At 51.9% G+C, this 23,147-nt stretch carries 24 protein-coding genes and 5 tRNA genes; 8 read left to right on the top strand and 21 right to left on the bottom strand.

The window, feature by feature from the left end; translation table 11 throughout:
* Nucleotides 1-78: 78 nt before the first annotated feature.
* The 8 genes from IPJ68_01290 to IPJ68_01255 all read right to left on the bottom strand — a co-directional run bounded on the left by IPJ68_01290 (nt 79) and on the right by IPJ68_01255 (nt 7,352).
* Nucleotides 79-381, bottom strand: coding sequence for a hypothetical protein (locus IPJ68_01290; GenBank protein QQR78890.1), 303 nt, complete (start codon nt 379-381; stop codon nt 79-81).
* A gap of 264 nt (nt 382-645) precedes the next feature.
* Nucleotides 646-1,506, bottom strand: a complete 861-nt coding sequence (locus IPJ68_01285) for a hypothetical protein (protein ID QQR78889.1) — start codon at nt 1,504-1,506, stop codon at nt 646-648.
* 18 nt (nt 1,507-1,524) lie between these two features.
* Nucleotides 1,525-1,833 (bottom strand): hypothetical protein, encoded by a 309-nt coding sequence (locus IPJ68_01280; protein ID QQR78888.1) that lies wholly within the window; start codon nt 1,831-1,833, stop codon nt 1,525-1,527.
* Nucleotides 1,834-1,903: 70 nt separating this feature from the next.
* Nucleotides 1,904-3,964 carry an excinuclease ABC subunit UvrB gene (gene uvrB / locus IPJ68_01275; protein QQR78887.1) on the bottom strand — a complete coding sequence of 687 codons (2,061 nt, stop codon included), beginning with the start codon at nt 3,962-3,964 and terminating at the stop codon, nt 1,904-1,906.
* Between the two features lie 254 nt (nt 3,965-4,218).
* Complete coding sequence (locus IPJ68_01270; protein ID QQR78886.1) at nt 4,219-4,896, bottom strand: transposase; 678 nt, start codon at nt 4,894-4,896, stop codon at nt 4,219-4,221.
* Between the two features lie 889 nt (nt 4,897-5,785).
* On the bottom strand, nt 5,786-6,469 hold the full coding sequence (locus IPJ68_01265) for a VTT domain-containing protein (protein QQR78885.1): 684 nt from the start codon (nt 6,467-6,469) through the stop codon (nt 5,786-5,788).
* Nucleotides 6,470-6,480: 11 nt separating this feature from the next.
* Nucleotides 6,481-6,831, bottom strand: a complete 351-nt coding sequence (locus IPJ68_01260; protein ID QQR78884.1) for a hypothetical protein — start codon at nt 6,829-6,831, stop codon at nt 6,481-6,483.
* Nucleotides 6,832-6,941: 110 nt separating this feature from the next.
* Complete coding sequence (locus tag IPJ68_01255) at nt 6,942-7,352, bottom strand: hypothetical protein (GenBank protein ID QQR78883.1); 411 nt, start codon at nt 7,350-7,352, stop codon at nt 6,942-6,944.
* A 129-nt stretch (nt 7,353-7,481) separates the two neighbouring features.
* Here IPJ68_01255 and IPJ68_01250 point away from each other — a divergent pair.
* The 7 genes from IPJ68_01250 (at nt 7,482) to IPJ68_01220 (ending at nt 9,953) form a co-directional block, all read left to right on the top strand.
* Nucleotides 7,482-7,557 (top strand) — tRNA-Ala (locus IPJ68_01250).
* Between the two features lie 169 nt (nt 7,558-7,726).
* Nucleotides 7,727-7,800: transfer RNA gene (locus IPJ68_01245), tRNA-Ile, on the top strand.
* Nucleotides 7,765-8,244 carry a GIY-YIG nuclease family protein gene (locus IPJ68_01240; GenBank protein ID QQR79234.1) on the top strand — a complete coding sequence of 160 codons (480 nt, stop codon included), beginning with the start codon at nt 7,765-7,767 and terminating at the stop codon, nt 8,242-8,244. Before IPJ68_01245 ends, IPJ68_01240 begins: the two co-directional genes overlap by 36 nt.
* Nucleotides 8,206-8,279: transfer RNA gene (locus IPJ68_01235), tRNA-Met, on the top strand. The genes IPJ68_01240 and IPJ68_01235 overlap by 39 nt, the downstream gene beginning before the upstream one ends.
* A gap of 223 nt (nt 8,280-8,502) precedes the next feature.
* Nucleotides 8,503-8,575, top strand: a tRNA-Met gene (locus IPJ68_01230).
* Nucleotides 8,576-8,740: 165 nt separating this feature from the next.
* Nucleotides 8,741-8,814 (top strand) — tRNA-Asp (locus IPJ68_01225).
* 509 nt (nt 8,815-9,323) lie between these two features.
* Nucleotides 9,324-9,953 (top strand): LysE family transporter, encoded by a 630-nt coding sequence (locus tag IPJ68_01220; GenBank protein QQR78882.1) that lies wholly within the window; start codon nt 9,324-9,326, stop codon nt 9,951-9,953.
* A gap of 34 nt (nt 9,954-9,987) precedes the next feature.
* Here the strand turns inward: IPJ68_01220 and IPJ68_01215 are convergent, their stop codons facing one another.
* From IPJ68_01215 to IPJ68_01160, 12 genes are all read right to left on the bottom strand, one after another.
* Nucleotides 9,988-11,304, bottom strand: coding sequence for a hypothetical protein (locus IPJ68_01215; GenBank protein QQR78881.1), 1,317 nt, complete (start codon nt 11,302-11,304; stop codon nt 9,988-9,990).
* Nucleotides 11,305-11,315: 11 nt separating this feature from the next.
* The gene (locus IPJ68_01210; GenBank protein QQR78880.1) at nt 11,316-12,092 is read right to left on the bottom strand and encodes a histidine phosphatase family protein; all 777 of its coding nucleotides are present in this window, start codon (nt 12,090-12,092) and stop codon (nt 11,316-11,318) included.
* Nucleotides 12,093-12,450: 358 nt separating this feature from the next.
* Nucleotides 12,451-13,044: a hypothetical protein gene (locus IPJ68_01205; protein ID QQR78879.1), complete on the bottom strand. Its 594-nt coding sequence runs from the start codon at nt 13,042-13,044 to the stop codon at nt 12,451-12,453.
* A gap of 276 nt (nt 13,045-13,320) precedes the next feature.
* Complete coding sequence (locus tag IPJ68_01200; GenBank protein QQR78878.1) at nt 13,321-14,187, bottom strand: ferric reductase-like transmembrane domain-containing protein; 867 nt, start codon at nt 14,185-14,187, stop codon at nt 13,321-13,323.
* Entirely contained in the window at nt 14,159-15,034 is an 876-nt protein-coding gene (locus IPJ68_01195) for an FAD:protein FMN transferase (protein ID QQR78877.1), read from the bottom strand. Before IPJ68_01195 ends, IPJ68_01200 begins: the two co-directional genes overlap by 29 nt.
* Before the next feature lie 43 nt (nt 15,035-15,077).
* Nucleotides 15,078-15,596, bottom strand: a complete 519-nt coding sequence (locus IPJ68_01190; GenBank protein QQR78876.1) for a hypothetical protein — start codon at nt 15,594-15,596, stop codon at nt 15,078-15,080.
* 5 nt (nt 15,597-15,601) lie between these two features.
* Entirely contained in the window at nt 15,602-16,015 is a 414-nt protein-coding gene (locus tag IPJ68_01185; protein QQR78875.1) for a hypothetical protein, read from the bottom strand.
* Nucleotides 16,016-16,317: 302 nt separating this feature from the next.
* The gene (locus IPJ68_01180; GenBank protein ID QQR78874.1) at nt 16,318-17,136 is read right to left on the bottom strand and encodes a ferric reductase-like transmembrane domain-containing protein; all 819 of its coding nucleotides are present in this window, start codon (nt 17,134-17,136) and stop codon (nt 16,318-16,320) included.
* 28 nt (nt 17,137-17,164) lie between these two features.
* A complete protein-coding gene (locus IPJ68_01175; GenBank protein ID QQR78873.1) occupies nt 17,165-17,869 on the bottom strand; it encodes an anaerobic ribonucleoside-triphosphate reductase activating protein in 705 nt (234 codons plus the stop codon).
* Nucleotides 17,866-18,084: a hypothetical protein gene (locus IPJ68_01170; GenBank protein QQR78872.1), complete on the bottom strand. Its 219-nt coding sequence runs from the start codon at nt 18,082-18,084 to the stop codon at nt 17,866-17,868. The genes IPJ68_01175 and IPJ68_01170 overlap by 4 nt, the downstream gene beginning before the upstream one ends.
* A 31-nt stretch (nt 18,085-18,115) precedes the next feature.
* The gene (locus IPJ68_01165; protein QQR78871.1) at nt 18,116-20,233 is read right to left on the bottom strand and encodes a ribonucleoside triphosphate reductase; all 2,118 of its coding nucleotides are present in this window, start codon (nt 20,231-20,233) and stop codon (nt 18,116-18,118) included.
* Nucleotides 20,234-20,394: 161 nt separating this feature from the next.
* Complete coding sequence (locus IPJ68_01160; GenBank protein ID QQR78870.1) at nt 20,395-21,441, bottom strand: sigma-70 family RNA polymerase sigma factor; 1,047 nt, start codon at nt 21,439-21,441, stop codon at nt 20,395-20,397.
* Between the two features lie 89 nt (nt 21,442-21,530).
* Between IPJ68_01160 and IPJ68_01155 the strand changes: the two genes are divergently transcribed.
* Entirely contained in the window at nt 21,531-22,538 is a 1,008-nt protein-coding gene (locus tag IPJ68_01155; GenBank protein ID QQR78869.1) for a hydroxyacid dehydrogenase, read from the top strand.
* Here the strand turns inward: IPJ68_01155 and IPJ68_01150 are convergent.
* A complete protein-coding gene (locus IPJ68_01150; GenBank protein ID QQR78868.1) occupies nt 22,535-23,041 on the bottom strand; it encodes an EVE domain-containing protein in 507 nt (168 codons plus the stop codon). The genes IPJ68_01155 and IPJ68_01150 overlap by 4 nt on opposite strands.
* Nucleotides 23,042-23,147: the final 106 nt, after the last annotated feature.

The following is a 23,147-nucleotide window of genomic DNA, read 5'->3' as shown; positions in this document are numbered from 1 at the left end:
TAGCTGAGAACAATTATAAAAAGCAAAAGACCCGGCGGAGCAGTCTTCTGCTCGCGGGTCAGGATTGGTTGTTCACATCTAGACATCGATACCGTTCATCTCCAGCGTCTGCCGCCTAAGCGTCAACACGATCTGGAGAAATGCGACCTTCCTATAAAGCGACAGTCTTTGATACGCGTTCATCTTTACTGGAGAGTCATTGTTCTTCAACATTTCGATCTGTTTGAAGATATGTGGGCCCAGGAAACACCAGCATCTCCGCATCGTCTCCCACTGCTGGTCACCCACGAGTTCTGTCTGTGATATCGCAGCGTCGACGGCAGTCAATAGATCGCTCGTTTCTTCAATGAGTTCCGAAAGGACGGCACTGTCTTTTTGCAAATCTTCACCCATTTGCTGTGCCATCTGCAAGCTATATGAAATCGACGGTCCAATAACCTCGTCATCCAATGGATTTAAATGCACGCTACTCTCCTCATGAACAATTTTTTCGAAATCCATGTCCAAAAACGGCATGGGTTAAGGAACTGGAACGAAATGTCTCACACACTGATTCCTCTGTCAAGATTCCGAAATCAAAAAAACGAGACTCTGCCTAGCCTCGTTTTCGGTTGTTCGAAACGTCCGGTTCGATTTCGGGAGCCGTCAGTTTGAACCCATCACTGCCTGCAACTTCGTTTTGGCTGCCTCGACGGCAGCTTTGAAGGTCTCGAGCGCACTCTCGATCGCCTGCTTGCGGGTTTCGGCGAGTGCCTTCACCTCGTCCTTGAGACCGGTGAGTTCATCCTTGTTCCCCTTCAGTTTCTCCTGGGCCGCCTTCACTGCGGCTTGGTAATTCGTCATCACAGTCTTCGGATCGGTACCGGCCTCGCAATCACTCTTGGCCTCTGCCGCCGCGGCATCGACGGCCGAGCGGAACTCTCCGTATGTGCTGGAAGCAGTTGACTTCTTGGTATCAACGAGTTTGTCGACAGCGGTGCGGAAGTCCTCGATCGCTTTGTCGACGGCGGCGCGACGCGTCACGACCGCTGCATCGATCGTGGACTTGAATTCGGCGACGGCAGCTTTCTCGGCATCGGTATCCGCTCGCTCATCGAGCAACGCATAGAGTGCGGTACGACGCTCGTCCTGATCATCGCGCTTGCCGTCGAGTGACTCATCGCGATTGTCGCGGCGGTCGGTGCGGCGGCTCAGACGATCCCCGACGCGATTCTTCACATTCGTCTCCCGCGTATCCACACGGTCGGACTGGTTCTCCATGCGCTCACTGAAGCGCGTGCAGAACGCGTCTTGACGCTTCTCCTTCATCTCCTCACGCTTTTCTGTCCTGTCTGCCTGGCGCTCTTCCATCCTGGTCTGGCGTCCTTCCATTCGAGCCTTGGCCTCTTCGGCCCGCTGGGTAAAGCGCGTATTGGCCCCACCCATTTCTGCCAGAGCGATCGATGGCATCGCCAATACCGCTGCGAGTGAAAACGCTGACAGGTACCGTTTATTCATCAACTTCATAGTTTTCAGTCTACCGAATTAATTACCGTTTTCGAGATCAGCCATCTCGTCTTCCTCTGAAGCGGAGAGGTCATCGCGGTCGGCGAGCGCTTCGTCGATGAGATCATTCGCCGCCGTTTCCGGTGTAACGGTCGTCGGGAGCGGAGTGGTCGCGATATCCACAGTCGGAGCGGACTTCTTCCCAGCGTTCATCGTCGACTTGGGCTGGACCGTGTCAGACAGATTTGGCTGGCTCTGCAGGGCATACTGGGAATAGATCACAGCCAGTATGACAAGCATGAGAAACAGTGCAAACCCGAAGCCGAGCATTTTTCTGGGTATCAACATATTGTTTGTGTAAGCTTACGCTGATATTACGTGAGTCGGGCTTTTCCAGACGCATCGTGGCTCTAGTATATCATTTCCGAGTCTCCTTATTCCTTCGGCCGAGACGTTTCTCGAGCGCCCGGATCTCATCGCGCAGGATGGCCGCGGTCTCGAAATCGAGAAGCTTCACGGCCGCTTTCATCTCGCGTTCCTTCGCTCGGATGATTTTTTCTGGATCCTTGGCAAAACCTTTGGCATCGAGCGCGAGCGATACGGCTACCGCCTGATCGTGCTCGCTCTGCAGCCGCTCCGTGATATCATGAATGTTCTTCTTTATCGTCTGCGGCGTGATACTGTGCTCGGTATTGTACGCCAGTTGCAAGGCCCGGCGACGAGCCGTCTCGCTCAGGGCATAGTCGATCGAACCCGTCACCCGGTCAGCATAGAGGATGACACGGCCAAGGACATTGCGCGCGGCGCGGCCGATAATCTGGATGAGCGAGGTTTCGGAACGGAGAAACCCCTCCTTATCCGCATCGAGGATGCCAATAAAGGTCACCTCGGGAAGATCAAGTCCTTCGCGGAGCAAGTTCACACCGACCAGGACATCGAACTCGCCCTTCCGGAACTGGGTCAAGATCTTGATCCGATCGATGGTGAGCACGTCACTGTGGAGGTATTCGGCTTTGATTGGCTTTCCCTGCCCTGAGCGTGTCGAAGGGTCTTTCAGGTACTGGGCGAGATCCTCAGCCATTTTTTTCGTCAGGGTCGTCGCGATCACTCGGCCGCCACGCTTCACCTCCATCTCCGTCTCGCGGATGAAGTCCCCGATCTGCCCCGGGTATTCGCCAATCGCTCGGATGCCGCGGACCGTGACTTCAGGGTCCAAGAGACCCGTCGGTCGGATCACCTGCTCGACAATCTGAGTACTCACTTCGCGCTCGTAATCGGCTGGGGTTGCCGAGGTGAAGACGATGGAGCCCACCCGTTCCTGGAATTCTTCATACCGAAGTGGCCTATTGTCGAGAGCACTCGGTAATCGGAAACCAAAGTTGACGAGCGTCTTCTTGCGCGCCTGGTCACCATTGTACATACCGCGAAGCTGCGGCAGCGTCACATGCGACTCATCGATGATGGTGAGGAAGTCCGGCGTGCCATCAGGAAGGTGCGGGAAGTACGAGAGCAAGGTCTCGGGTGGCTCACCCGGTGCCTTGCCAGAGAGGTGCCGCGAATAGTTCTCGATCCCCGAACAGTAGCCGATCTCATCGATCATGGCGATATCATAGTGCGTCCGGCGCTTCAACCGTTCGGCCTCAAGCAGTTTCCCCTCCGCCGCAAATATGCCGAGTTGCGTCGTGAGCTCCTCTCGGATCGTGAGCAAGGCCTGCTCCTTCTTGTCAGCATCCGTGATGAAGTGTTTGGTCGGAAAAAGAGTGATCGCTTCCTCCTCTCGGAGAATCGTCTGTGAAACGGGATCAATCTGTGTGATCGACTCAATCCGATTGGCACCCAGCTCAATAGAATAGATAAACTTCTCGGATACCGGCATCACCTCGATGCGATTGCCGATGGAACGGAAGTGGCCCGGCGTGATGTCAGCATTGGTACGCTCGAAGAAAATCGCGATAAGCCGACGAAGGAGTGTTTCACGGGTGATAACTTCACCTACGGTCAGGAGGATGTTCTCGTGCAGATATTCTTCCGGACTCCCGAGGCCGTAAATACAGGAGACACTGGCGACGATAATGACGTCACGACGAGTCAGGAGTGACTGTGTCGACGCGTGGCGCAAGCGGTCGATCTCTTCATTGATCGAAGCGTCCTTCTCAATATACGTATCCGTGATCGGCATGTACGCCTCGGGCTGGTAGTAGTCATAGTACGAGACAAAGTAATGCACCGCCGCATCGGGGAAAAACTCTTCGAACTCCTGGGCGAGCTGGGCAGCGAGTGTTTTATTGTGCGCGATGACGAGTGTCGGGCGGCCAATCTGTGCAATCGCATTTGCCATAGTGAACGTCTTCCCCGATCCGGTCACGCCGAAAAGCGTCTGGAAATCATCCCCACGTTTAAGACCAGCGACGAGTGAAGCAATCGCTTTGGGCTGGTCCCCAGCGGGCGGCCAATCGGATGTAAGCACGAAGGTTGACATGAAGTTGACAGAGTGAGAATTAAATGATTTTATCACATATTGGCAAACACGCCAATATACCAAGGAGCTATCTCATGGATCTCAGCAGCGCTACCCCTCTCACGGTTTGTGGCAGGATCGGTATTTTGACAACCGCTTCAGGGACGATCTTCTGTTTCTGCTGCGGTCCACGCGACCACCCCGGAAACCACGGGCTCATTCTCAAGGGCTTTCATGATCTGAAACGAGAGGCTCGGGTAGTTACCGTTACCTTTTCAGTTGATAGTAGGGCGCTTTTTTTCAAAAAGTTTTACTGCTTCTACGCCTAGTTTTACTAATGTCTCAGGCCAGCGAGCCTGTTTTTTGATACTCAAAGAGAGTGAAGGGTAACCGTTCAAATATTTAAATTTAGCTTCACAATCTGTAAAAGGCTTGGTTCTCCTCCGTATCATCCACGCATTCAACCAACACTGAGCCGAAGCAAAACTCTGAAAACCCTTGATCGTCTTCAGCCTCCCATTGAGATGGGAATTGTAGAGTTCAATGAGATTGGTGTTGTTGGGACAGCCTGGCAGCAGCAAGTAATTGAAGAGTTCCTCCTGCCGGTACGCTATCTCACTTACGATGTTTTTGAGCAGACGTTTCTCTCTCTTGATGCTCGCGGCAAAAGATCGAATGGCGTTCGTCACATCCTCTCGTTCTCCAAACACGCTCTCCTTGAGAGCGTAAAAGAAGGGCCGGTATCGCTCTTCACTCCGCACCCGTAAAGCCACCCGGATATTCTCCAGGTAGTGGTTGTGGCAGAGCTGCAGCCGAGCCGACGGAAAAACCTTCAGGAGAGCCTTTTTCAGGCCAGAGCGGTCATCGGCGACCACGATCTGAAGATCATAGCCAAGTTGCTTCACTTGATGGAAGAAACGTGAGAAGGACACCTCATCTTCCGCTGTATACAAAGCCCCGAAGGAATATCGTGGGTCAAGTAATCAATGCCGTAGAGAAAAGGAATCTTTCTCGCAAAGCCTTTGACCGCCACATACTTCCCATCCATGACAAGGATGCCCGAGAAGCGTCTCGGGTCACAGAGGGTTTGCGTCAGAGCGTCATTGGAAGGAAGTTGTGCTAATTCTCTTGTAACTCTCACGAAGGCTTGTTTTCCCGAGAGACCATATTCATCTCCTAATTTACGAAACGGTACCCCATCAATATGCTCGATCCACAGCAGTCTCGGATCATGCCCGAAGTAACGAGAAAAGAATGTTCACAAGCACGACACAGGTAGTGATGGCTGTAGCCTTGGGAGCCATTCTTCACCGTCTCACGACTGCTGCAGCGGGGACAGTGACGTGACCATTTTTTTTGACATGCTGAATGAAATTTAAGGCTTAAAGTCAACTTTACAGCCGGTTTGAGGCTCTAGTCTAACAAGAACAACACTTTCCATCAACTGAAAAGGTAACGGTATCGCTCGGGTACTCTGGGGATCAAATCGGTTAGGATTCGTACCCATTTCGGGAGACATCGTCAGTTCCAGACGACGGTGCATAGATTGGTTCTTGGCCCAACCGATCGGTATTGCCATGTACACAAGAAATTCAGCGGGAGCTGATCTAGCGCGACTCAGAGTGGCATTATTGTGTGAGCTTGACCAGGACCATTCCGGCCCTCACCAACGAAGCCACCAGATGGAAAATGATAGTCCCATCGTGATTCAATGGGACTGAATCGACCCAAGCCCATTCCCGAGCGCGACACCATCGGCGCCACGCAAATTAGCCCGCCGCCCGCAGGACCCTCGTGAGCCGCCGCTCCCTGGGTCCGTTTTTTTTAAAGAATGCATCCGAGCTACTTTCTCCCAAAACGCTTCCACAAGTATCCGAAAAAGCGTACTCCGTGGTGACGATGGATGTACAGAAAGATGAGGCTGCCGATGACCACTATCGTCGAGACGACTCCAACACCGAAACGCACCCGCTCGATATCCATGAGATAAACCTTGAGCGCTCGGATTCCGTAGTAACCGATGGAGATATAGAAGAGGTCCTTGCAAAAATTTCCAGCATAGGAAGCGAAAAGAAATACACGCTTCTCTATCCGCACGACGCCACACGAGATCGAAACCAGAATAGTTGGCACAAACGGAATGAGACGAAGTACAAATATGAGTCCTCCATCTCGCCAGTGATGACCAGTGAAACGCTGACCAATCCGTTCGATATCAGCATGACCAAGTCCCAAGTATCGGCCATAGCGTCCAACAACGACATCTTCGAGCTTATCGCCGATCAGATAGTAGATATACGATCCAGCGAGTTTACCCAGACCACCCAGGATGGCGAGCCACAACACGAAGAGCACCGTGCGACCTTCTACCTGAGCAAAGAATCCCGCCGTCGTCGTCACGAGCATCGAAGGAATAGGCGCGATGATTTCCTCGGCAAAGGCACCCACAGAAATGAAAAGTTCGAGCGGAACGATAGGTGCCAACTCGCGGATGCCGATTTCGATATGCTGGATCCAGACGGGCATGGAAGAAAGGATCATGAATTGCCCGGGCCATCAGCTAAAAAGGTCGCGAGACTTTCCATCATGCCTTGGTCTAGACCGAGACTCACTCGGTTCATCTCGATAGCATGGATTGCCTCACGCGTCTGGGCAGCACTCAGGTCTCCGTCCGCTCCGGCCGAGCGTTCGACGATTTCGCGAATCCGACTGAGCTGAGTCTCATCCAGTCGTCCCAGATCACCCCGCGCCAGCCGATCGAGTGCTTCACGGAGATGCAAGCGATTCCAACCCTTCGGATTGTTCGCAGCTGAGGACTGCCGGCTGTGATCCGAGAGGGAGACTCCCGGTTTCCGCTCGGATCGACGTGAAGGAATAAAAAGGGCCATAGTTTTTTCCGCTTAATCAGTCATATTCCATTCCTTCCACTCACAGCAATCACTCGGAGCACACCGGGTCTTCACTGGTCGCTGATGTAGCGACGAGGAAAGGAGATACGTTAGAGGCGACTTTCGAAAGCATTCCGGATAATGGGAAGGTCACGCTTCCGGTCGAGACCGAGCTTGATAGCATCTTCACCCAGTGCCTTCATCATATTATCCAACTCTCCCTTATTCATCCCTCGCTGCCCGCCCAGCTCATTAGTCGATCCCTTTGCTGCCTCTTCCACAATCGCCGCCTTGCGACGATTCAGCTTACCCAGAAGAGTGGTGTGCAACCCGTGCTCGAGCTCGTAGTCCGAGACATTGCCCTCAGCACTGCCCCAGTGCTTCTTTTTTTCCTCTGGGTCCTCAGGCTCACCGATATGGTGACGATATGATTGATCATCCGGATTACTACCTCCACCATGACTCCCGTCCTTACCCGAGTCTTTTTTCTTGCCAGCAGTACCCCAAAAAGAAATCGCCATAGGACTAATGTTAGGATATCGAGTTCATTATACACTAACCTGGACACCCTCTCTATTTTTCCGTATAATCGCCATTGATACGCCTTTGGGCCATTTGTTCTCGTCGGTACAATAATACATACTCCCCATGGGCCGTTAGCTTAGTTGGTAGAGCGCCGCGTTTGCAACGCGGAGGTCGCCGGTTCGAATCCGGCACGGTCCACCACATTCATGTATGAGTTATCCCGTTTCAGCTTGATTGTTTTGGAGAGATATTGTAGGATTCAGGGTGCTTTTCAATGGGTGATACGCTTCTCCCCCCAGTGTGACAGGCCAGTGGTCTAGCGATCGCCTATGTCTGTTACTCGATCAGGAGGAGTAGATCATCCAATAGCGGGTGATTAGCTCAGGTGGTTAGAGCGCGACACTGATAATGTCGAGGTCCATGGTTCGAGTCCATGATCACCCACTTGAGATAACCGACAACTCACGACTAACAACCGACAGCAAGAAGAAAGTAGGTCTCGTCGTAGGTTGTGGGTGGTGGGTTATAGGTTCTCAAATATACAGCGGGGTAGAGCAGTCTGTCCCGCCCGGGCGGGATTGGCTCATGAGACTCCCTATGCTCGACACGAGTTTACCGTTCAGCGTTTATGTAATACAATCCGAAAATGGGCGCAGGTACATCGGTATCTCCGCTGACGTTACGGAGAGGATTACTGCTCACAATCAGGGTCGCTCCCAGTGGACCAAGAGACACCAACAATGGGTACTCGTTCACAAAGAAGACTATGCGAGTTACACCGAAGCGCGAAAGAGGGAAAACTATCTCAAAAGTTTAAAGGGTGGTCGGAAGTTCCTAGAGATCATATACAGCGGGGTAGAGCAGTCTGGCAGCTCGCTTGGCTCATAACCAAGAGGTCGGTGGTTCAAATCCACCCCCCGCAACAAATATAGCCATCAGCAGGTGACAGATACTGTGGCATCTTCCCCGCTCCTCGCTTTATTTCCGTGCCTTGCGACGCGGTCAGGGTTTCATCGTATAAACCTCGCCAGGGTACCCGCCCGATACGCTTGATGAGCAAGCGAATCATGCGGGCGGGGCTCAGTTGGTTACCTGCCTGCCGGCAGGCAGGGAGCAGCGGGATTCGCCCCGTACCAAAACATTTCCGGCAGGGTAGCTCAGTTGGTAGAGCACAGGACTCATAAGCCTGATGTCGTGGGTTCGATCCCCACCCCTGCTACTGTTTCGGTACGGGGCGAGTAAGCCCGGGGTCGCGAGTTCGAATCTCGCCCCTGGTACCAAAAAAACTGATAACCCAGCACGAACAACCAACAACGGTGAGCGATGCTTTAATACATTTCTTCTCGTTGTGAGTTGTCGGTTGTAGGTCGTGAGTTCAGAAAATGGGGGCGTAGCTCAGCTGGTTAGAGCGTCTGCCTGTCACGCAGAAGGTCACGGGTTCGAGTCCCGCCGTCCCCGCAAAATCAAAAGCCCGTCCTTTACGGTCGGGTTTTTGATTTTTTGGTACGATGGTGGGACGAGAAGTTTATGCCCCGGAGGGGTAAGTCCCGCCGTCCCCGCCATAACAAAATCTCTCCTCCTGTTGGGGGAGAGATTTTTGTTCTATAGTGGGGGCGAGAGGAAACCAACTGCCTGCCCGAAGTGCTACACCGTTGCAGGCGGGCTTGGTTTCCGTCGGGATGAGAAAGACGGAACGCTGCCGAGTCAGTAGACGAGGCCGTGAGTCAGGGTCGGGAAAATTCATATGCGACGGCGAGTAAATTATCTCTGACCGAGTCCTGCCGTCCCCGCCAAGGAAAGAAATCAGTCTCTTCGGAGGCTGTTTTTGTTTTATCTAAAAGGAAAATCAGGGGTTCAGGACTTTTATCAAGAAGTTTCTATATTGGATGACCTCTATGCTTTGTAGGGCAAAATCAATTTAAAGCCACTGGAAGATGTTTTTTAGTTTATGTTAAAATATGTAATATATGGAGTATTTTTTCCCAGCTATTACAATAGGAATTATCGCCTTTTTGGCTGCTGTAAGCCCAGGGCCAGACTTTATTGTGGTAGCAAAGAACAGTCTGAATGCCCGTAAGATTGGACTCATGACAGCCTTAGGTGTAGGGCTAGGGATACTCGTACATGTAGCTTATTCACTTTTGGGGATTGGCCTTATTATTTCTCAGTCCATTATTCTATTTTCTATCATTAAATATGTTGGAGCTGCTTACTTATTGTATCTTGGTATTCAATTGGTAAGAACAAAAAAAGAAAGTTTCAAAGAGATTTCCGTAGAAAAAGGAGATGGGAACATCTCTCTATCTCAAGCTCTAAAAGAAGGTTTTATCACAAATGCTCTCAATCCAAAAGCCACTCTCTTTTTTCTGAGCATTTTCACTCAAGTCATTGATGTAAAAACACCACTGATTGTACAGGGAATGTACGGCATAGAAATTGCTTTTATTGTAGGAATCTGGTTTTCTCTCCTTGCATTTATTATTTCTGCACCCCTTGTCCGTAATAAGTTTTCGAAGGTGCAGTACTACCTCTCTAAAATAATGGGAGTGGCTCTTGTTGCGTTTGGTATTAAGCTGGCTTTGCAGAATCAGAAATAAATTTATGAAACAACTTGTACAAGAAGGGGGTGTGTTAAAGAACTCTTACCGTACCCGCCGTAGCATCCACTTCTACGACCATAGTATCCTTCAGAATCGCCGTAGCGTCTTTGGTACCGATGATACAAGGTTTTTTAAGTTCGCGGGCAATAATAGCGGCATGACAAGTAATTCCTCCTTCATCCGTGACAACAGCCGAAGCCATTTTTACTAAAGGGACCATATCCGGCGTAGTCATGGCGGCTACCAAAACATCGCCCTCTCGAAACTTCTCGTAATCCTGAAGTGAGTATACGACGCAGACTGGTCCCTTCACCTGTCCTTTATAAGCAGTGTTCCCCGTCAGGAGTCTCCTCTCTTTGATACTTGTCGGAAAGTAGTCGCGTATTCTCTCGTACTCTTTTCCTGTGACAATCTGGATCTGCCCTTTCTCTAATACGAAACCATTAGCTCGTTGACGGTTTCTTATCTCCGTCCTCGAAGGAAGGCGACGGTTGATAATTTCGTCCACGGAACACTGTAAAATTTCAGGATAAGAAAGGTTGGCTCTTTTAGCTTCTTTTTTCAATTCGCCAAGCATATTAAAAGTAGACAAATGGAGCACGTCTGCCCTTTGCGTCCGGTAATACACGCTGTACTGGACTACATCTACCCAATGAGCATCCGCATTACCCAAGAGTAATTTGATTTCCAAAATTCTTTTCTTAAGTTCCTCTTTTTCTCTGTGATAGTTTTTAATCCACTTTTTCTTATCAAGACCTTGGAGACGTTTTTGGGCCTCATCTAAGGTATATACTTTTTCGGAACCATATCTAGCATTCAAACCAGCATACTTTTTCACGTGATGAGAAAGGTTCAAGGAGGTGACGAGATCCAACTCCTCTTTTTTATAAAAGTTATCCTCCAGGGGGCTATTTAGATCGCTCATGATTTGCTCCACTTTGACGTGGTTAATTTTTTCTTTCAATAAAGTCCTAAGGTGAATATCCAGTGTTTTCTCAGAGTAAGAAATCATCAGTACGGCCGGCTGATATTCTTCAAAGGCCAAACCAAAACTCACAAGGTCTTTTGTCGCGAGGAGTTTTCTTTCGCGTTCAAAAAATAACTCTTTTACTTTTGCGAGACCTTCCGGCGTGTCCCAAGCTTTCATGGTGAGCTCTCCGATGTGATCAAGCTGCTGGTCAGAGCAGTACCAGGCATCACCAGTCACTATTATTTCCGTGAGAGCATATGGTTCATTAAAAAAAGGTTTATAGTAATCAGCTTTTGCAAAACCTTTTAAAAAAAGAAAACTCTGCAGGGGTGGGTATGGTCGGCGGACGGTTTTACGGTATTGTTCAACCGGAAGCATACTCAGATATCTTAAGAGGAAGTTTGTGAATCCTTATGGTGAGCAAGAAGCTCTTCTCCAGTCACTACATACTCTTCTCCTCGAAAAGTGGCCGTACTCGTTCGTTTTCCTTGGGCGTCAGTGGCTGTTCGGATAATAATATCATCCAGATATTGTACTGGCCCAAGCTTCTCTAAGAGTTCTTTACCTTCTGTATAGGTTCCGTCCTCATTTTTTCGCCTGAGGAAGTAGCGAAGCATTGCCGTGAGCATCCCTTCATGCGTGACGTTGATAAGTTCGTTTTTGGTGCCACTCTTCAGCCTCTCTGCCATTTTGCTGTGAGTGACGGTACTCTTAGCCATGTTTAACGCCACCTCAAGTGGAGACAAGGTTCCTTCATCAGGACGTTTATCTTCAAAGGCAATCCATTGAGTCGTAAATTCTTCGCCGATTCTGGCAATTTCCTTTTTTTGTTCGTCAGGAGGAAGGTCCCTCGGAATATGAGCCAAATCATCTAGAAGTTTTTGCCAGAGAGGAGATTTCTGAGGGTCAACGAAGAAGCCAGCAAACCCATCCAAAGACTGGCGGATACGAGGGACGAGCTTCCTTTCCGTTGGTGACGCCCCCACAATTAATTGAGCTGTATCTTTCGTGCGCGGCACGGTGCCCGTATAGGCTTTAATAACATCCTGTTCGGAGAGGGTGTGGCCCACAGCAGCAGCGGCTCCTTCTCCTGCAGCGCTGAGGTCGCCGCCCATGCGCCCCTTGCCTTTTTCTGCATGTCGTAGATAGTGATCCGTTACGACCACATTTCGCCCAAATCTTTCTGGCCCTGTTTCAAGCTTTTCCGTAGTTTTATTTACTTATAATCGTTTAAAAAATGCTTCTTCTGTCAGGGCTCTTATCAGCGTTTACAATGTTCATATTTTTTGATTTGGAACACTTTCTGCCCCATTGAAAAGTTCAATAACGCCTCAAGTATAGCACCTCTCTGAGGCTTTCGAAGCGTCTCAAAAACTTGAAAACAGGGACGAGCGAGAAAGGTTTCTTTTGGCTGCACCACAGGAAAGGTACTGCTCGCTTACCAAGAAATAACCCCTCTGCCAAGCGTGGCGAGGGGCATTCGGCAGGTCAGAGTAGTGACCCTAAAATCCTTTCCGTTCTCTCCTACCACGGACCAAGTGGTATCCGATAGGTCAGTGTGATGACATTTCGGAGATTCTCCGGTGACGAACCAGAGAACAATTTCCGCATCTCCCCATTGGGAGACCCAGCAAAGGTAAGGGCGGCTTCATCACCCTCCTTTCCTACCCAGCGGAGACCCGCTGAGAAACTGCTCGAGACCCCCATGTACACCGAGGTGGACTTGTCAAACTGGTACTGTAGACCAGCGAATACCTTCCCGCTACTCCTGAAATACCCGCGGTCGATGAATGGCTGTCGGTTCTTCCCCTGCTGGTACTCAACAGCGACCGTCCAAGGTCCGCTCTGAAATGCGGCTCCGATAGACGACCGGGATTTCGCCCATGCTGGCGAAGTATCCTGCTCCAACTGGCCCATCATCGGTGCTTGCGGCGACCCCAAGACGTCGCGCGGCTCTTGGCTCAAACCAAAGCCATTTCGACTGAGGGTAATCGCCCGCACCATCGCCCTGTACGACGGATCAAGACCTGATGGCTGCTGGTGCGGGATAGTAGCCCGGAGCACGAGGCCCCGGCCCGTCGGGGCAGTGGTGTCGGGAAAGGGTAGCGGCTCAGCCATAGCCGATGTCCAGGAGGCCAACCCAAGGAATCCAATAATCGTGTAAAGAACAAAAAGCAACAACAAGGGCATTTGAACCTCCTGCAAGAAAAAAATTGGGGTGGGTTGGGGGGGTGATGAGTAAAGTACGATTACTCGCCCAAAGTATCCGACACTCCCTACCCAGTGTCAAGATCCTCTGGTCTAAAGGCCACCGCCCCCCCCACCCGGGCGAGAACCGGCCGCACGGGCCAGGGTTTCGGCCTCCTCAGTCAATTTCTCCAGCCTCGACTACTGCTAACTGACCGCGACCTTCCGGGCATTCCTGATCGAAGCGACGATACGGAGCATCGTCAGTAGCAGGACAAGGCTAGCAGACAAACTGTAGAGCCAGATCATCCACCATTCCTTGGAATCAGTGCCCGCAAAAATTCCATGAATGAGGAAGAGTGCATAAGCGAGAAATCCAGTGTAATGCAATAACCGCCATTTCTTGAGCCCGATAAACCGTCCCTTCAGCTGCGAAACGAGTACCTGAGCAACTATCCCGTACAACGCAAGCGTCCCAATACCGATCGTCCAACGGAGACTGTAACCCAGAGCAGAAGGGAAGTCACGAATGAGTGTGAACGGAATCAGCCCCTCGGAGACGGTTATCCGGAGATACTTATCAAACGTGAAACTGATGAAGTGCCCGATGACCGCAACAAGTGCCATCCAAGAGAGAAACCGATGCATCTCGTAATTCAAAGCGGGTGGCAGGAAGCGGAAAACAAGGCGAGTCGTCATCAGGAGTCCGTTCACGACTACGATCGTGAGGAGAATAAATGCCAGGATGCCACTGGCTCGTCCGATATACCAGGCAAGCGGCAACTGTTCATCCATTTGTAGCTGCCTCGCAAGCGATGACGTCACATTCACCACAAGCGGATTGGTCCCTTGTTTGATTTCCTGGAAATCCGAAATCCCATCGCCATCAGTATCCGAATCTGTTGGATTCGTGAAATACAAATCAGTCTCGGCCACATCAGTCAACCCATCTGCATCCGTGTCCTTGACGGATGCGTGCACCTGTGCCGAGTACATGAGTACACAGAACAGTAGGATCCGAGCGAAACCAGTGAACACGCGAGCTTTACGATTTCCACAGATAGGGTGTTGCATACTCGTTTGCATATTGGTTATGGTCGGCTCCGACAAACACGGCGGGGATGTGAAATCTCTCGGCCAGGGCATCCGCCCCATTCTTGCCGGCGATAAATAGCGACTTCGCCCACACATCAGCCGCAGTCGTGCTTGAAGCGATAACCGTCACTGAGATGAAATCAGTGGCCGCGCTGCTCCCGATCATTGGATCGATGATGTGATGTTTCCGTTCTCCATCCTTCTTCCAGAAACGTCGATTCACTCCCGATGTCGCCACTGCCATATCGGAAAGAGTGAGCAAAACAGACGATTCTTCATGTGCTGTATGTTCAACCTCGATTGCCCAGTATGGGTACCCTTCTTTCCGATTTGCCCCTTTCGTATAGATATCCCCACCTGCATCGATGAGAAAGTTCTCGAAACGCTGTCCCAAAAAATCGGCGACTCGATCCACGATGAAACCCTTCCCGATACCCCCGAAATCAATCACGAGCTCACGCGGTTTGGTTACTGTGAGCGTCTCTTGATTCAGAGAGAGTTCAGCGAACCCTCGCCGCAGCTCTGGAGTGATACCGCTCGCTGCCCCGACATATCCTTCTCGTTCGAGAACAGGTAGGATACTCGGATCGAACAACCCGCCCGTTGTTCCATAATACTGTTTTGCCTCACTAAGGAGACGAAAGAATTCTGGAGAGACGACACTCCCCGACCCTCGATTGAACTGCCATATTTCATTCCCTTCAATGAAGCGACTGTAGCGCGCCTCGAAAGCCCGGAAGAGCACAAATACTTCCTGGAGAGCAGCCTGCGCTTCCTGTTCCTGTCCAACAGAGAACAGAATCTCGCAAGCGACATCTGTCTTCATGATTTCCCCTCGGACTTCATGACGAAGACTTTTCCACAGAGCATCACTCTTCGTAGGAATCGAGGATACCGTTGTTGTCGTTGTCGGTTTCGAATTCATAATAGGAAAAATCATCTTCATCATGATGCCGGTCGATCGCATTGGGTACGCCATCACCATCGGTATCAGTGAAATATTCGTTTTGCGGCACCTTCGGGTCAGGATCGATGGCATCGACGAGCAAGTCGCCATCCGTATCGGTCGCATATGCTTCTTCGGTGACGATAACAGTCTTCGCGATCGGTCGATACTCGATGACGTCTTTGACTACCTTCACTGTCTTCGCTTTCGTCTTGCTCCCTGTACCTGTTTCCTGAGTCGCTTTCTTTCCATCATCCTCATCTTTTTCTTCGTGTTCTTCGTCTTCTTCGTCTTCATGCTCTTCCTCATCGCGTTCAGCCAAGGCAGTCATGAACGCCGCCGAGTTCGGAGAAGCATCTCGGGGAGGAACCATGTTGGAGACAAGAAACACGACGGGTAGGGAGAAGGAAGCGAGAGCAAGTGTTCGGAATAAATATCGCATAGGCTTTATGAGGTCTTGGTCTTTGCAGAAGCCTTTGGCTGGCTCGTTGACGGAGCGGAGCTCGAAGCCGGAACGGCCTGCTCGACCACTTTCTGAGTGACCACTGGCTGAATGACAGTCTGAGTGACTGTGGTCTGCTTTTCTTTGATGAGCGCCGGCTGTTCCTTCAGAAGCTGTTCATACTGTGTCTTCGCTTCCTGCATGGCCTGTCTGAGATTATTCTTCCGGTCAGCCAACTCCAAATAGTACTGATACCGAGCGGTCTCAGCATCCCGCTGGGCGATAGCAATCTCCTGCTGCTGCTGAGCAAGCTTCTCCGCTCGTTTCGCCTTCTCGATCGTGAGGACGGCCGCAAAAGGCCCAAAAAAGGCCAAGCCCACGAGTACGAACAACAACCATCTTGTTTTGAGTGTCCCCATATATATTGCTATTATGGCAGAAAGTGCCTACTTGCACCATTCCTCAGGCAAGGCAATCAAGTCCGGTTTCAATTTCTGATAATTCTTCCAACATATGCCCCGACAATACCTCATTACTTGGAAAGATATATTTCATTCGCTCCTGCTCGGAGTGCTCGTCGGCTGGCTCCTCATTGCAGTCCGAAACCCATCACACCCAAGATCTGAGTTCGACCTCTCATGTACGGAGATATCAAACCATCTTTCGTGAGTGTTTGACCTATGTCCGAAAGGAGAGTGCCCTTCATGGCACATCTACTGCCCTAGACCATCCAACGAAACACAACTACTGCGTACGCCCCAATGAGAAGCATCAGGCTATACTGAACAAATCGTCGGCCGCGACGGAGCAGACTGACATCGTTTGAAATTTCCCGAGTCCCTGACCAGCCGAGGCTCCGGAAGAGAAAGACGGCTTCATAGAGACGGATGAGCACCACCCAGACGAGAAAGAGCGTGACAAGTAGGCTCGCTGGTGCCATCCACGGATTGGCAAGTTCGGGTGTTTTCGGGACGCCGACCTGAAACCATTTCACCCAGCCCACCCATTTCATCGCGATGACGTGATAGGCCAGGGCCGCGACACCGATCCGGATGCCCCAGCGCTGCAGGAACCACCAGCGGACACCGCCGATCCGCTTGATCATCGCTTGATATGAAATCACGATAAGCGCAGCGAAGATGAGAAGAGCGATGAGCCCAGCAATCGTCGTCCCGAAGGAATAGGAAGAGAAAAGGCCTTCGAGGGTGAATTTTTCTGGAATCAGAAACACTGAGACCAGTCCATGAAGGATACCAAACAACCCACCAACAATCCCAATCTCTTTGCGATAGTTGAGCCAACTGTCGAAGCGGTTGAAGTAGCGCGTCAGCGGACCGACCAAGAACGAGAGACCGATGAGAACGACAGCCACACCGGCGAGTACCTTGTTTGGGACATACAGCGCGCCCGCCGAAACCGGTGCCGCAAAAACATATCCACGGCGGAGCAAGAGGTAGACCCCCAGGAACACGGTGAGAACCACACTAACCAGTGCGGCGATGAAGTAGTCGCGCGAGTTCGAGAGTTTATATTCAGACATCGTTGTTTTCCTTCTATTCACGATTATATCAGACTCGGATGCCGGCTGGCTGGCCCGGAGAACCAAAGCGCTCAGCGATCACTTCCATCTCGGTCAGGGAAAAGCCATGAAACCCAGCGTAGGCCGGGTCGAGCGTGTGCTCTGGCCGAAATGTCTGGAAATAGATCTGTGTCGCGCCCGACAAAAGTTCCCTCATCGCCTCGAGCACCGCTTCCGTATGGTGCTCACGAATGAGGGTTGTGCGAAACTCGTACTCGACGCCGCTTGCTCGAATGAGCGCAATGCTCTCTCGGATATGTTCTGGCCGAACGTTCGATCCGACGAGTGCCGGATAGTCGGCGAGTGATGTCTTAACATCCATCGCGATATAATCGACGAGACCACGATCGATCACTCGAGCCAACGCCACCGGATTATTACCATTGGTATCAAGCTTGGTAGCGAATCCGAGAGCTTTGATCTGAGCGAGGAATTCGGGCAAATCTTTCCAGACGGTCGGTTCACCCCCAGTCACCACAACTCCCTCGAGCAAACCCCGGCGCTCAGCGAGGAAACAGAAGAAGTGCTCCTCGGAGATAAAACTCGCCGCCAAAGCACACAGGCGTTCCGGTAACACAAACTCGGGATTGTGACAGAATCTGCAGCGCAAATCACAACCCGGCGTAAACGCGATGCAGGCCACCTTGCCGGGATAATCGAGCAACGTGAACTTTTGGATCGCAGAAAGTTTCATGCCTTGCTGGCTACCGGATAGCGTTCGATAAACTGGCTATTATCTGCGACACATTCTTCGAAATGCTTGCGCGAGTAGTGTTCGGACTTTTTCCCGATATTGAAGTGCGACACTGGCCGGTGATAGCCCATCACCCGCGTCCAGACCTCACAGCGCGTGCGTCCTGCGTTCGCTTCCGCTCCCACTCCGCTCTCTTTGCTTGAAACCTGATTCATAGGTTTGTTTTTTATCAGTTCGTTTTATCAATTATTTTTCCGCCTGCGGACTCGTGTACATCTTGCGCGATGTTCCATCACATCGTTCGCCGTCCGTAATCCCGAGCTCGGCGTCGCATTTCGGACAGAAGTCGTGTTCGCCTTCGAGGTAGCCGTGTTTGGGACAGATCGAAAAGGTCGGCGTGATCGTGATATAGGGCAGGCGGAAGTTCGAGAGGATGTTCCGGACCAGGCTACGGCAGGCTTCACCGGAACTGACTCGCTCATTCATGTAGCAGTGCAGGACTGTCCCACCCGTATACTTGGTCTGAAGTTTGTCCTGAAGCGCGAGGACTTCAAACACATCATCCGTAAAGCCGACCGGGAGCTGAGACGAATTTGTGTAGTATGGAGCCTCCGCTGTGCCGGCCTGCAGGATAGCAGGAAACCGTTTCTTGTCCTCCCGAGCGAACCGGGTCGTCGTCCCTTCAGCTGGTGTCGCCTCGAGATTGAAGAAATTCCCTGTCTCTTCCTGATAGTCTTTGATCCGCTCGCGCATGAAATCGAGCACTTCCAACGCGAAGGTCTGTCCGGCGAGCGTCGTGATATTTTCTGCATCACCCGTGAAATTACGAACCGCTTCATTCAGGCCATTGATCCCGATCGTTGAAAAATGATTTTTCAAGTACCCGAGATAGCGCTTCGTGTAGGGAAACAGTCCGCGGTCGATCCACTTCTGTATCTCGGTGCGTTTGATCTCCAGCGAGGTCTTACTGAGCTCCATGAGATGCTCGAGACGTTTCAAGAAGACATCTTTGTCGCCCTGGCAGAGGTAGCCGATGCGCGCCAGGTTGATCGTCACGACACCGATCGATCCGGTCATCTCTGCCGAACCGAACAATCCACCCCCGCGCTTCCGGAGCTCGCGGAGATCGAGCTGTAAGCGGCAGCACATCGAACGCACGTCACTCGGGTTTAGGTCGGAATTGACGAAGTTCTGAAAGTACGGCGTACCATACTTGGCGGTCATCTCGAAAAGCGGAAGATTCTTCGGGTCCCCCCATTCAAAGTCCTTCGTCACGTTATAGGTCGGGATCGGGAAGGTGAAGGTCCGTCCCTTCGCATCGCCGGTCGACATCACCGCGATGAAGGCTCGATTGATGATATCCATCTCCCCCTGAAGCTGGCCGAAGGTGTAGCCAAATGGCTTGCCGCCAAGGATGAGCCGCTTGTCCCGCATGTCGGCCGGACAGTCCCAATCCAGTGTGATATTGGTAAACGGCGTCTGCGTCCCCCAGCGCGATGGGATATTCAGATTGAAGACAAACGACTGCACGTTCTGATAGACATAGTCATAGACCTTGTCCGTGAGATAACGTTGCTGCGCTTCCTCGGAGGAGAATTTCAAACCATAACCCTCGGCATCAGCCCGCAGCTCCAGCTCGTATTTCTTCACGAACGGCGCGAGATAGGTATCAAAGCTCGAAAACGCCTGCGCCCCGGCCCATTCGTTCTGAAGCGTGCCAAGAAAATTTACCATCATCGCGACAGCCGATGACAGGTGCTTGGGCGGACCCGACTCAATCTTATTCGGCACGCCATTGAACCCCTCCTCGAGCAAGACTCGCAGGCTCCAGCCCGCGCAGTACCCGGAGAACATACTCAGGTCATGGATGTGATAGTCACCATTGCGGTGGGCGTCTCCCACTGCCTTCGGATAGATATGCGAGAGCCAGTAGTTGGCGATGACTTTCCCCGACGTGTTCAGAATCATGCCACCGAGTGAATAGCCCTGGTTGGCGTTCTCATTCACCCGCCAATCGAGCTTGTCAAGATATTCCTGAATGGTCTTTTCGACTTCCACAACCACATTTCGGTCCTCTCGTACTTCGCGCCGCTTCTCGCGATAAAGGATATACGCCTTGGCGACATCAGCGTAGTCATAGCGGATGAGTGTCTCCTCGACGATATCCTGGATATCCTCCACGCTCGGGATCTTCTCCCCATAACGCTCCTCGGCAAGCGTCGCGACATCCACCGCGAGGATCTTGGCTTGGTCGGAGTCAGGCGTACGGACAGCGGCGAGCGCCTTATGGATAGCTTGTTCGATCTTTCCGGGCTCGAAATCGACGATGGCCCCATTGCGTTTCTGGATCTTGTAGAGCGGCATAGTGTTTGTGTTTCGGATTATCGGGCACTGGACTGGAAACGAAAGGAGCGTTACAGACCACGACACCAGTGAAATACTGGCACCTACTCTACTAAACACGGTATAAGGAAAAAGGTGTCAAATAACACTATAAACACAACCTGTAGTATTTTTCAAAATAATCAGACACTACCCAAGAGTGGCCGAATCTTCTTCCTCGCGCGCGACATGAGGAGTTTGGTCGCATTTTCAGAGATCCCAAGTCCCCGACTGATTTCCCGGACCGAAAAGCCTTCGCGGTAATATGCCGAGAGGACAACTTGTTCTCGCGGATTGAGTTCGGGCGTCTCCCAGATCCAGTCCATCTCAGCCGGACGGACTGTCTCTGGCACGCTATAGTCTGGCGAGAGCTCCAGCATGGCCTGATGCCGATAGGTATTCAAGAGCACACTGTGCGCGATCCGAAGGAGGTAGGTGCCGTAGGCAGCATTACGAGTCTCATAGCCATCCAGTCGTTCAAAGGCTCGGACGAATGTATCCTGGGTCAAGTCCGAGATCTGATCGTCTTGGCCGGGCAGATGCCGCACGAAATATTTTTGAACGGTCATATGATACTTGTCATAGAGCTGACGGAACTGATTCGGATCCCGCTGTGCACGCTCAACGAGCACCCGATCCTCCGAGCGGCGTTGAAACCGCGCCCGTATCGGCTTCACCCACTGTGTCTCAATCCAGTCTGCCAAAGTCGCACCCGGCTCTGCGTCCGTAGCTCCCGACTCAGGAAACCAGCGCTGCAGCCAGGGCAGTGCCTTCGCGGCACTCGTCGCACGCGAGGCGAAGACACCCCGCCATTCTTCGAGGAATCGATCCTGTTCCCCGAGATGGGCGGGACGCAGCGCGAGATAAGCGACCGCCCCATCGGAACGCATGAGCGGCGTGACTGCCAACAGCTCTTCGTAGCGTTCACCTTGCTTGGTTCGATTCGTCACTCGACCGACGAACGGTACAGAGTCCGTCCGGAGCGACTGCCACATGCGATCATAAAACGACCGTGACATCTGTCCGCCCCAGAGTTGCCCCGGCTTGGAGTCAATGATTTCGGCCACCGAAAAACCAGTCCGCTCGGCAATCCCTTCATTGGCATAGCGAGCAATGCCCAGAGCATCCGTCAGGAGGATATTGCCGGGGAGTGAGTGGTCTGAGAGTGGAAACGTGAGACTGGCATGCATACGCGAGGGAGCGAGGTCCGGGTGGTCATGATTCGCTTTTACCCGGGTAGATTGTATAATAGCATTGTCAATCCATGAGATGAACTGCTATGCGTATCGCCTTTACTGAGATGCAGAATTGGGAGAAGCCAGTGCTCGAAGAACGTCTGGCCGGTCATACTCTGCAATTTTTTGATCAACCGCTCGAAGAAAGTCAGCTGGCTGAGCTCGCCGAGTGTGAGGTACTCTCAATTTTTATCTACAGCCGTATCACGCGAGAGATACTTGAGAAGCTCCCCAAACTCAAACTCATCGCGACACGGTCCACTGGTTTCGATCATATCGACGTCGCGGCCGCCAAGGAACGCGGCATCATCGTCGCCAATGTCCCCTCGTATGGCGAGAACACGGTCGCCGAGCACGCCTTCGCGCTCATCCTCGCGCTCTCACGCAATGTCCACCGCTCGCATGTCCGCCGCCTGCGCAACAACTTCTCCATCGAAGGACTCAAGGGTTTCGACCTCAAAGGCAAGACCCTGGGGGTCGTCGGTGCCGGAAAGATCGGCCTCCATGTCATCAGAATCGCTCGTGGTTTCGGTATGAATGTCCTCGCGTTCGACAACTATCAGAATACCTTTCTCTCGGAAGTGCTCCATTTCCAGTACGTTCCCTTCGAGCAGCTCTTGGCCGAATCCGACATCATCAGCCTGCACACGCCCTACACCCCTGCGACCCATCACCTCATCAATGAGAAAAACATCGAGCAGATAAAACGTGGGGCGATCCTCATCAATACGGCGCGGGGCGAGCTCGTGGACAATGACGCGCTCATCCATGGACTGGATGCTGGGATCCTGCGTGGTGCCGGTCTCGATGTCATCGAGGGTGAACACCTCATCCGTGAAGAAAAAGAGCTCCTTGCCACCAATCGTGACCCGCAAGAGCTCCAGGAACTCGTCAAAGACCATATCCTCCTCGGCCGCGACGATGTCGTCTACACGCCGCACATCGCCTTCTACTCCGAGGAAGCCCTCCATCGGATCCTCGAGACCACGGTTGATAACATCACCTGCTTCGTCGATGGCTCCTGCCAAAATATCGTCCCCGGCGGCCACTAAGCAGCCAGCGCAGCAATCACTTCAAACTCTTTCTCGGTTACCGGCGTAATCGACAAGCGGTTTCCTGGGCGCAGGATAATAAGATCAGCAAGTCGTTTTTCTTCCCGCAGTGTTGCCAGCGAAACAACCCGTTTGAGACACTTTTTGAATTTCACATCCACTAAAGTCCAGCGTGGTTTTTCTTTTGTTGCCTTTGGATCGTAGTACACACTTTTCGGATCGAACTGGGTCGCATCGGGATACGGATCACTCGCCACTTCAGCCAGACCAGCGACCCCCAGCTCCGGACAACTCGAATGATAAAAGAGTACCGCGTCGCCCGGTCGCATCCCGTCACGCATGAAGTTCCGCGTTTGATAATTCCGTACGCCATACCAGGGCGCTTCACCATCGCGCTTCAAATCATCGATCGAATATTCGCCCGGCTCGCTCTTCAGAAGCCAGTATTGCTTTGCTCTCTCGAGAGCTTGTCCTGAGCGAAGTCGAAGGGTTGGTTGTTTCATAGTTTCAGTATACAAAATAATTTGGGCCCGAGTCTCATGCGAGAGTCCCGGGCCCATAACCTACTATCACCGATACTTGCAGAAGTAGTCAACTTATGCTTACATG

The sequence above is a fragment of the Candidatus Moraniibacteriota bacterium genome, assembly GCA_016699425.1.
Classification (GTDB): Bacteria; Patescibacteriota; Minisyncoccia; order Moranbacterales; family UBA1568; genus SSEF01.
The sequence above is the reverse complement of the archived record's forward strand: the minus strand, read 5'-3'. Positions and strand labels throughout refer to the sequence as shown.

Bases quoted from the DNA above. Each gene is read 5' to 3' on its own strand.
- IPJ68_01220 (QQR78882.1), top strand. From the start codon at position 9,324: ATGGAGTATTTTTTCCCAGCTATTACAATAGGAATTATCGCCTTTTTG.
- IPJ68_01175 (QQR78873.1), bottom strand. From the start codon at position 17,869: ATGAAACTTTCTGCGATCCAAAAGTTCACGTTGCTCGATTATCCCGGC.
- IPJ68_01215 (QQR78881.1), bottom strand. From the start codon at position 11,304: ATGCTTCCGGTTGAACAATACCGTAAAACCGTCCGCCGACCATACCCA.
- IPJ68_01265 (QQR78885.1), bottom strand. From the start codon at position 6,469: ATGCCCGTCTGGATCCAGCATATCGAAATCGGCATCCGCGAGTTGGCA.
- IPJ68_01195 (QQR78877.1), bottom strand. From the start codon at position 15,034: ATGAAGACAGATGTCGCTTGCGAGATTCTGTTCTCTGTTGGACAGGAA.
- IPJ68_01240 (QQR79234.1), top strand. From the start codon at position 7,765: ATGTCGAGGTCCATGGTTCGAGTCCATGATCACCCACTTGAGATAACC.
- IPJ68_01285 (QQR78889.1), bottom strand. From the start codon at position 1,506: ATGAAGTTGATGAATAAACGGTACCTGTCAGCGTTTTCACTCGCAGCG.
- IPJ68_01185 (QQR78875.1), bottom strand. From the start codon at position 16,015: ATGGGGACACTCAAAACAAGATGGTTGTTGTTCGTACTCGTGGGCTTG.
- IPJ68_01255 (QQR78883.1), bottom strand. From the start codon at position 7,352: ATGGCGATTTCTTTTTGGGGTACTGCTGGCAAGAAAAAAGACTCGGGT.
- IPJ68_01150 (QQR78868.1), bottom strand. From the start codon at position 23,041: ATGAAACAACCAACCCTTCGACTTCGCTCAGGACAAGCTCTCGAGAGA.
- IPJ68_01155 (QQR78869.1), top strand. From the start codon at position 21,531: ATGCGTATCGCCTTTACTGAGATGCAGAATTGGGAGAAGCCAGTGCTC.
- IPJ68_01170 (QQR78872.1), bottom strand. From the start codon at position 18,084: ATGAATCAGGTTTCAAGCAAAGAGAGCGGAGTGGGAGCGGAAGCGAAC.
- IPJ68_01260 (QQR78884.1), bottom strand. From the start codon at position 6,831: ATGGCCCTTTTTATTCCTTCACGTCGATCCGAGCGGAAACCGGGAGTC.
- IPJ68_01205 (QQR78879.1), bottom strand. From the start codon at position 13,044: ATGGCTGAGCCGCTACCCTTTCCCGACACCACTGCCCCGACGGGCCGG.
- IPJ68_01190 (QQR78876.1), bottom strand. From the start codon at position 15,596: ATGCGATATTTATTCCGAACACTTGCTCTCGCTTCCTTCTCCCTACCC.
- IPJ68_01160 (QQR78870.1), bottom strand. From the start codon at position 21,441: ATGCATGCCAGTCTCACGTTTCCACTCTCAGACCACTCACTCCCCGGC.
- IPJ68_01165 (QQR78871.1), bottom strand. From the start codon at position 20,233: ATGCCGCTCTACAAGATCCAGAAACGCAATGGGGCCATCGTCGATTTC.
- uvrB (QQR78887.1), bottom strand. From the start codon at position 3,964: ATGTCAACCTTCGTGCTTACATCCGATTGGCCGCCCGCTGGGGACCAG.
- IPJ68_01180 (QQR78874.1), bottom strand. From the start codon at position 17,136: ATGTCTGAATATAAACTCTCGAACTCGCGCGACTACTTCATCGCCGCA.
- IPJ68_01280 (QQR78888.1), bottom strand. From the start codon at position 1,833: ATGTTGATACCCAGAAAAATGCTCGGCTTCGGGTTTGCACTGTTTCTC.
- IPJ68_01200 (QQR78878.1), bottom strand. From the start codon at position 14,187: ATGCAACACCCTATCTGTGGAAATCGTAAAGCTCGCGTGTTCACTGGT.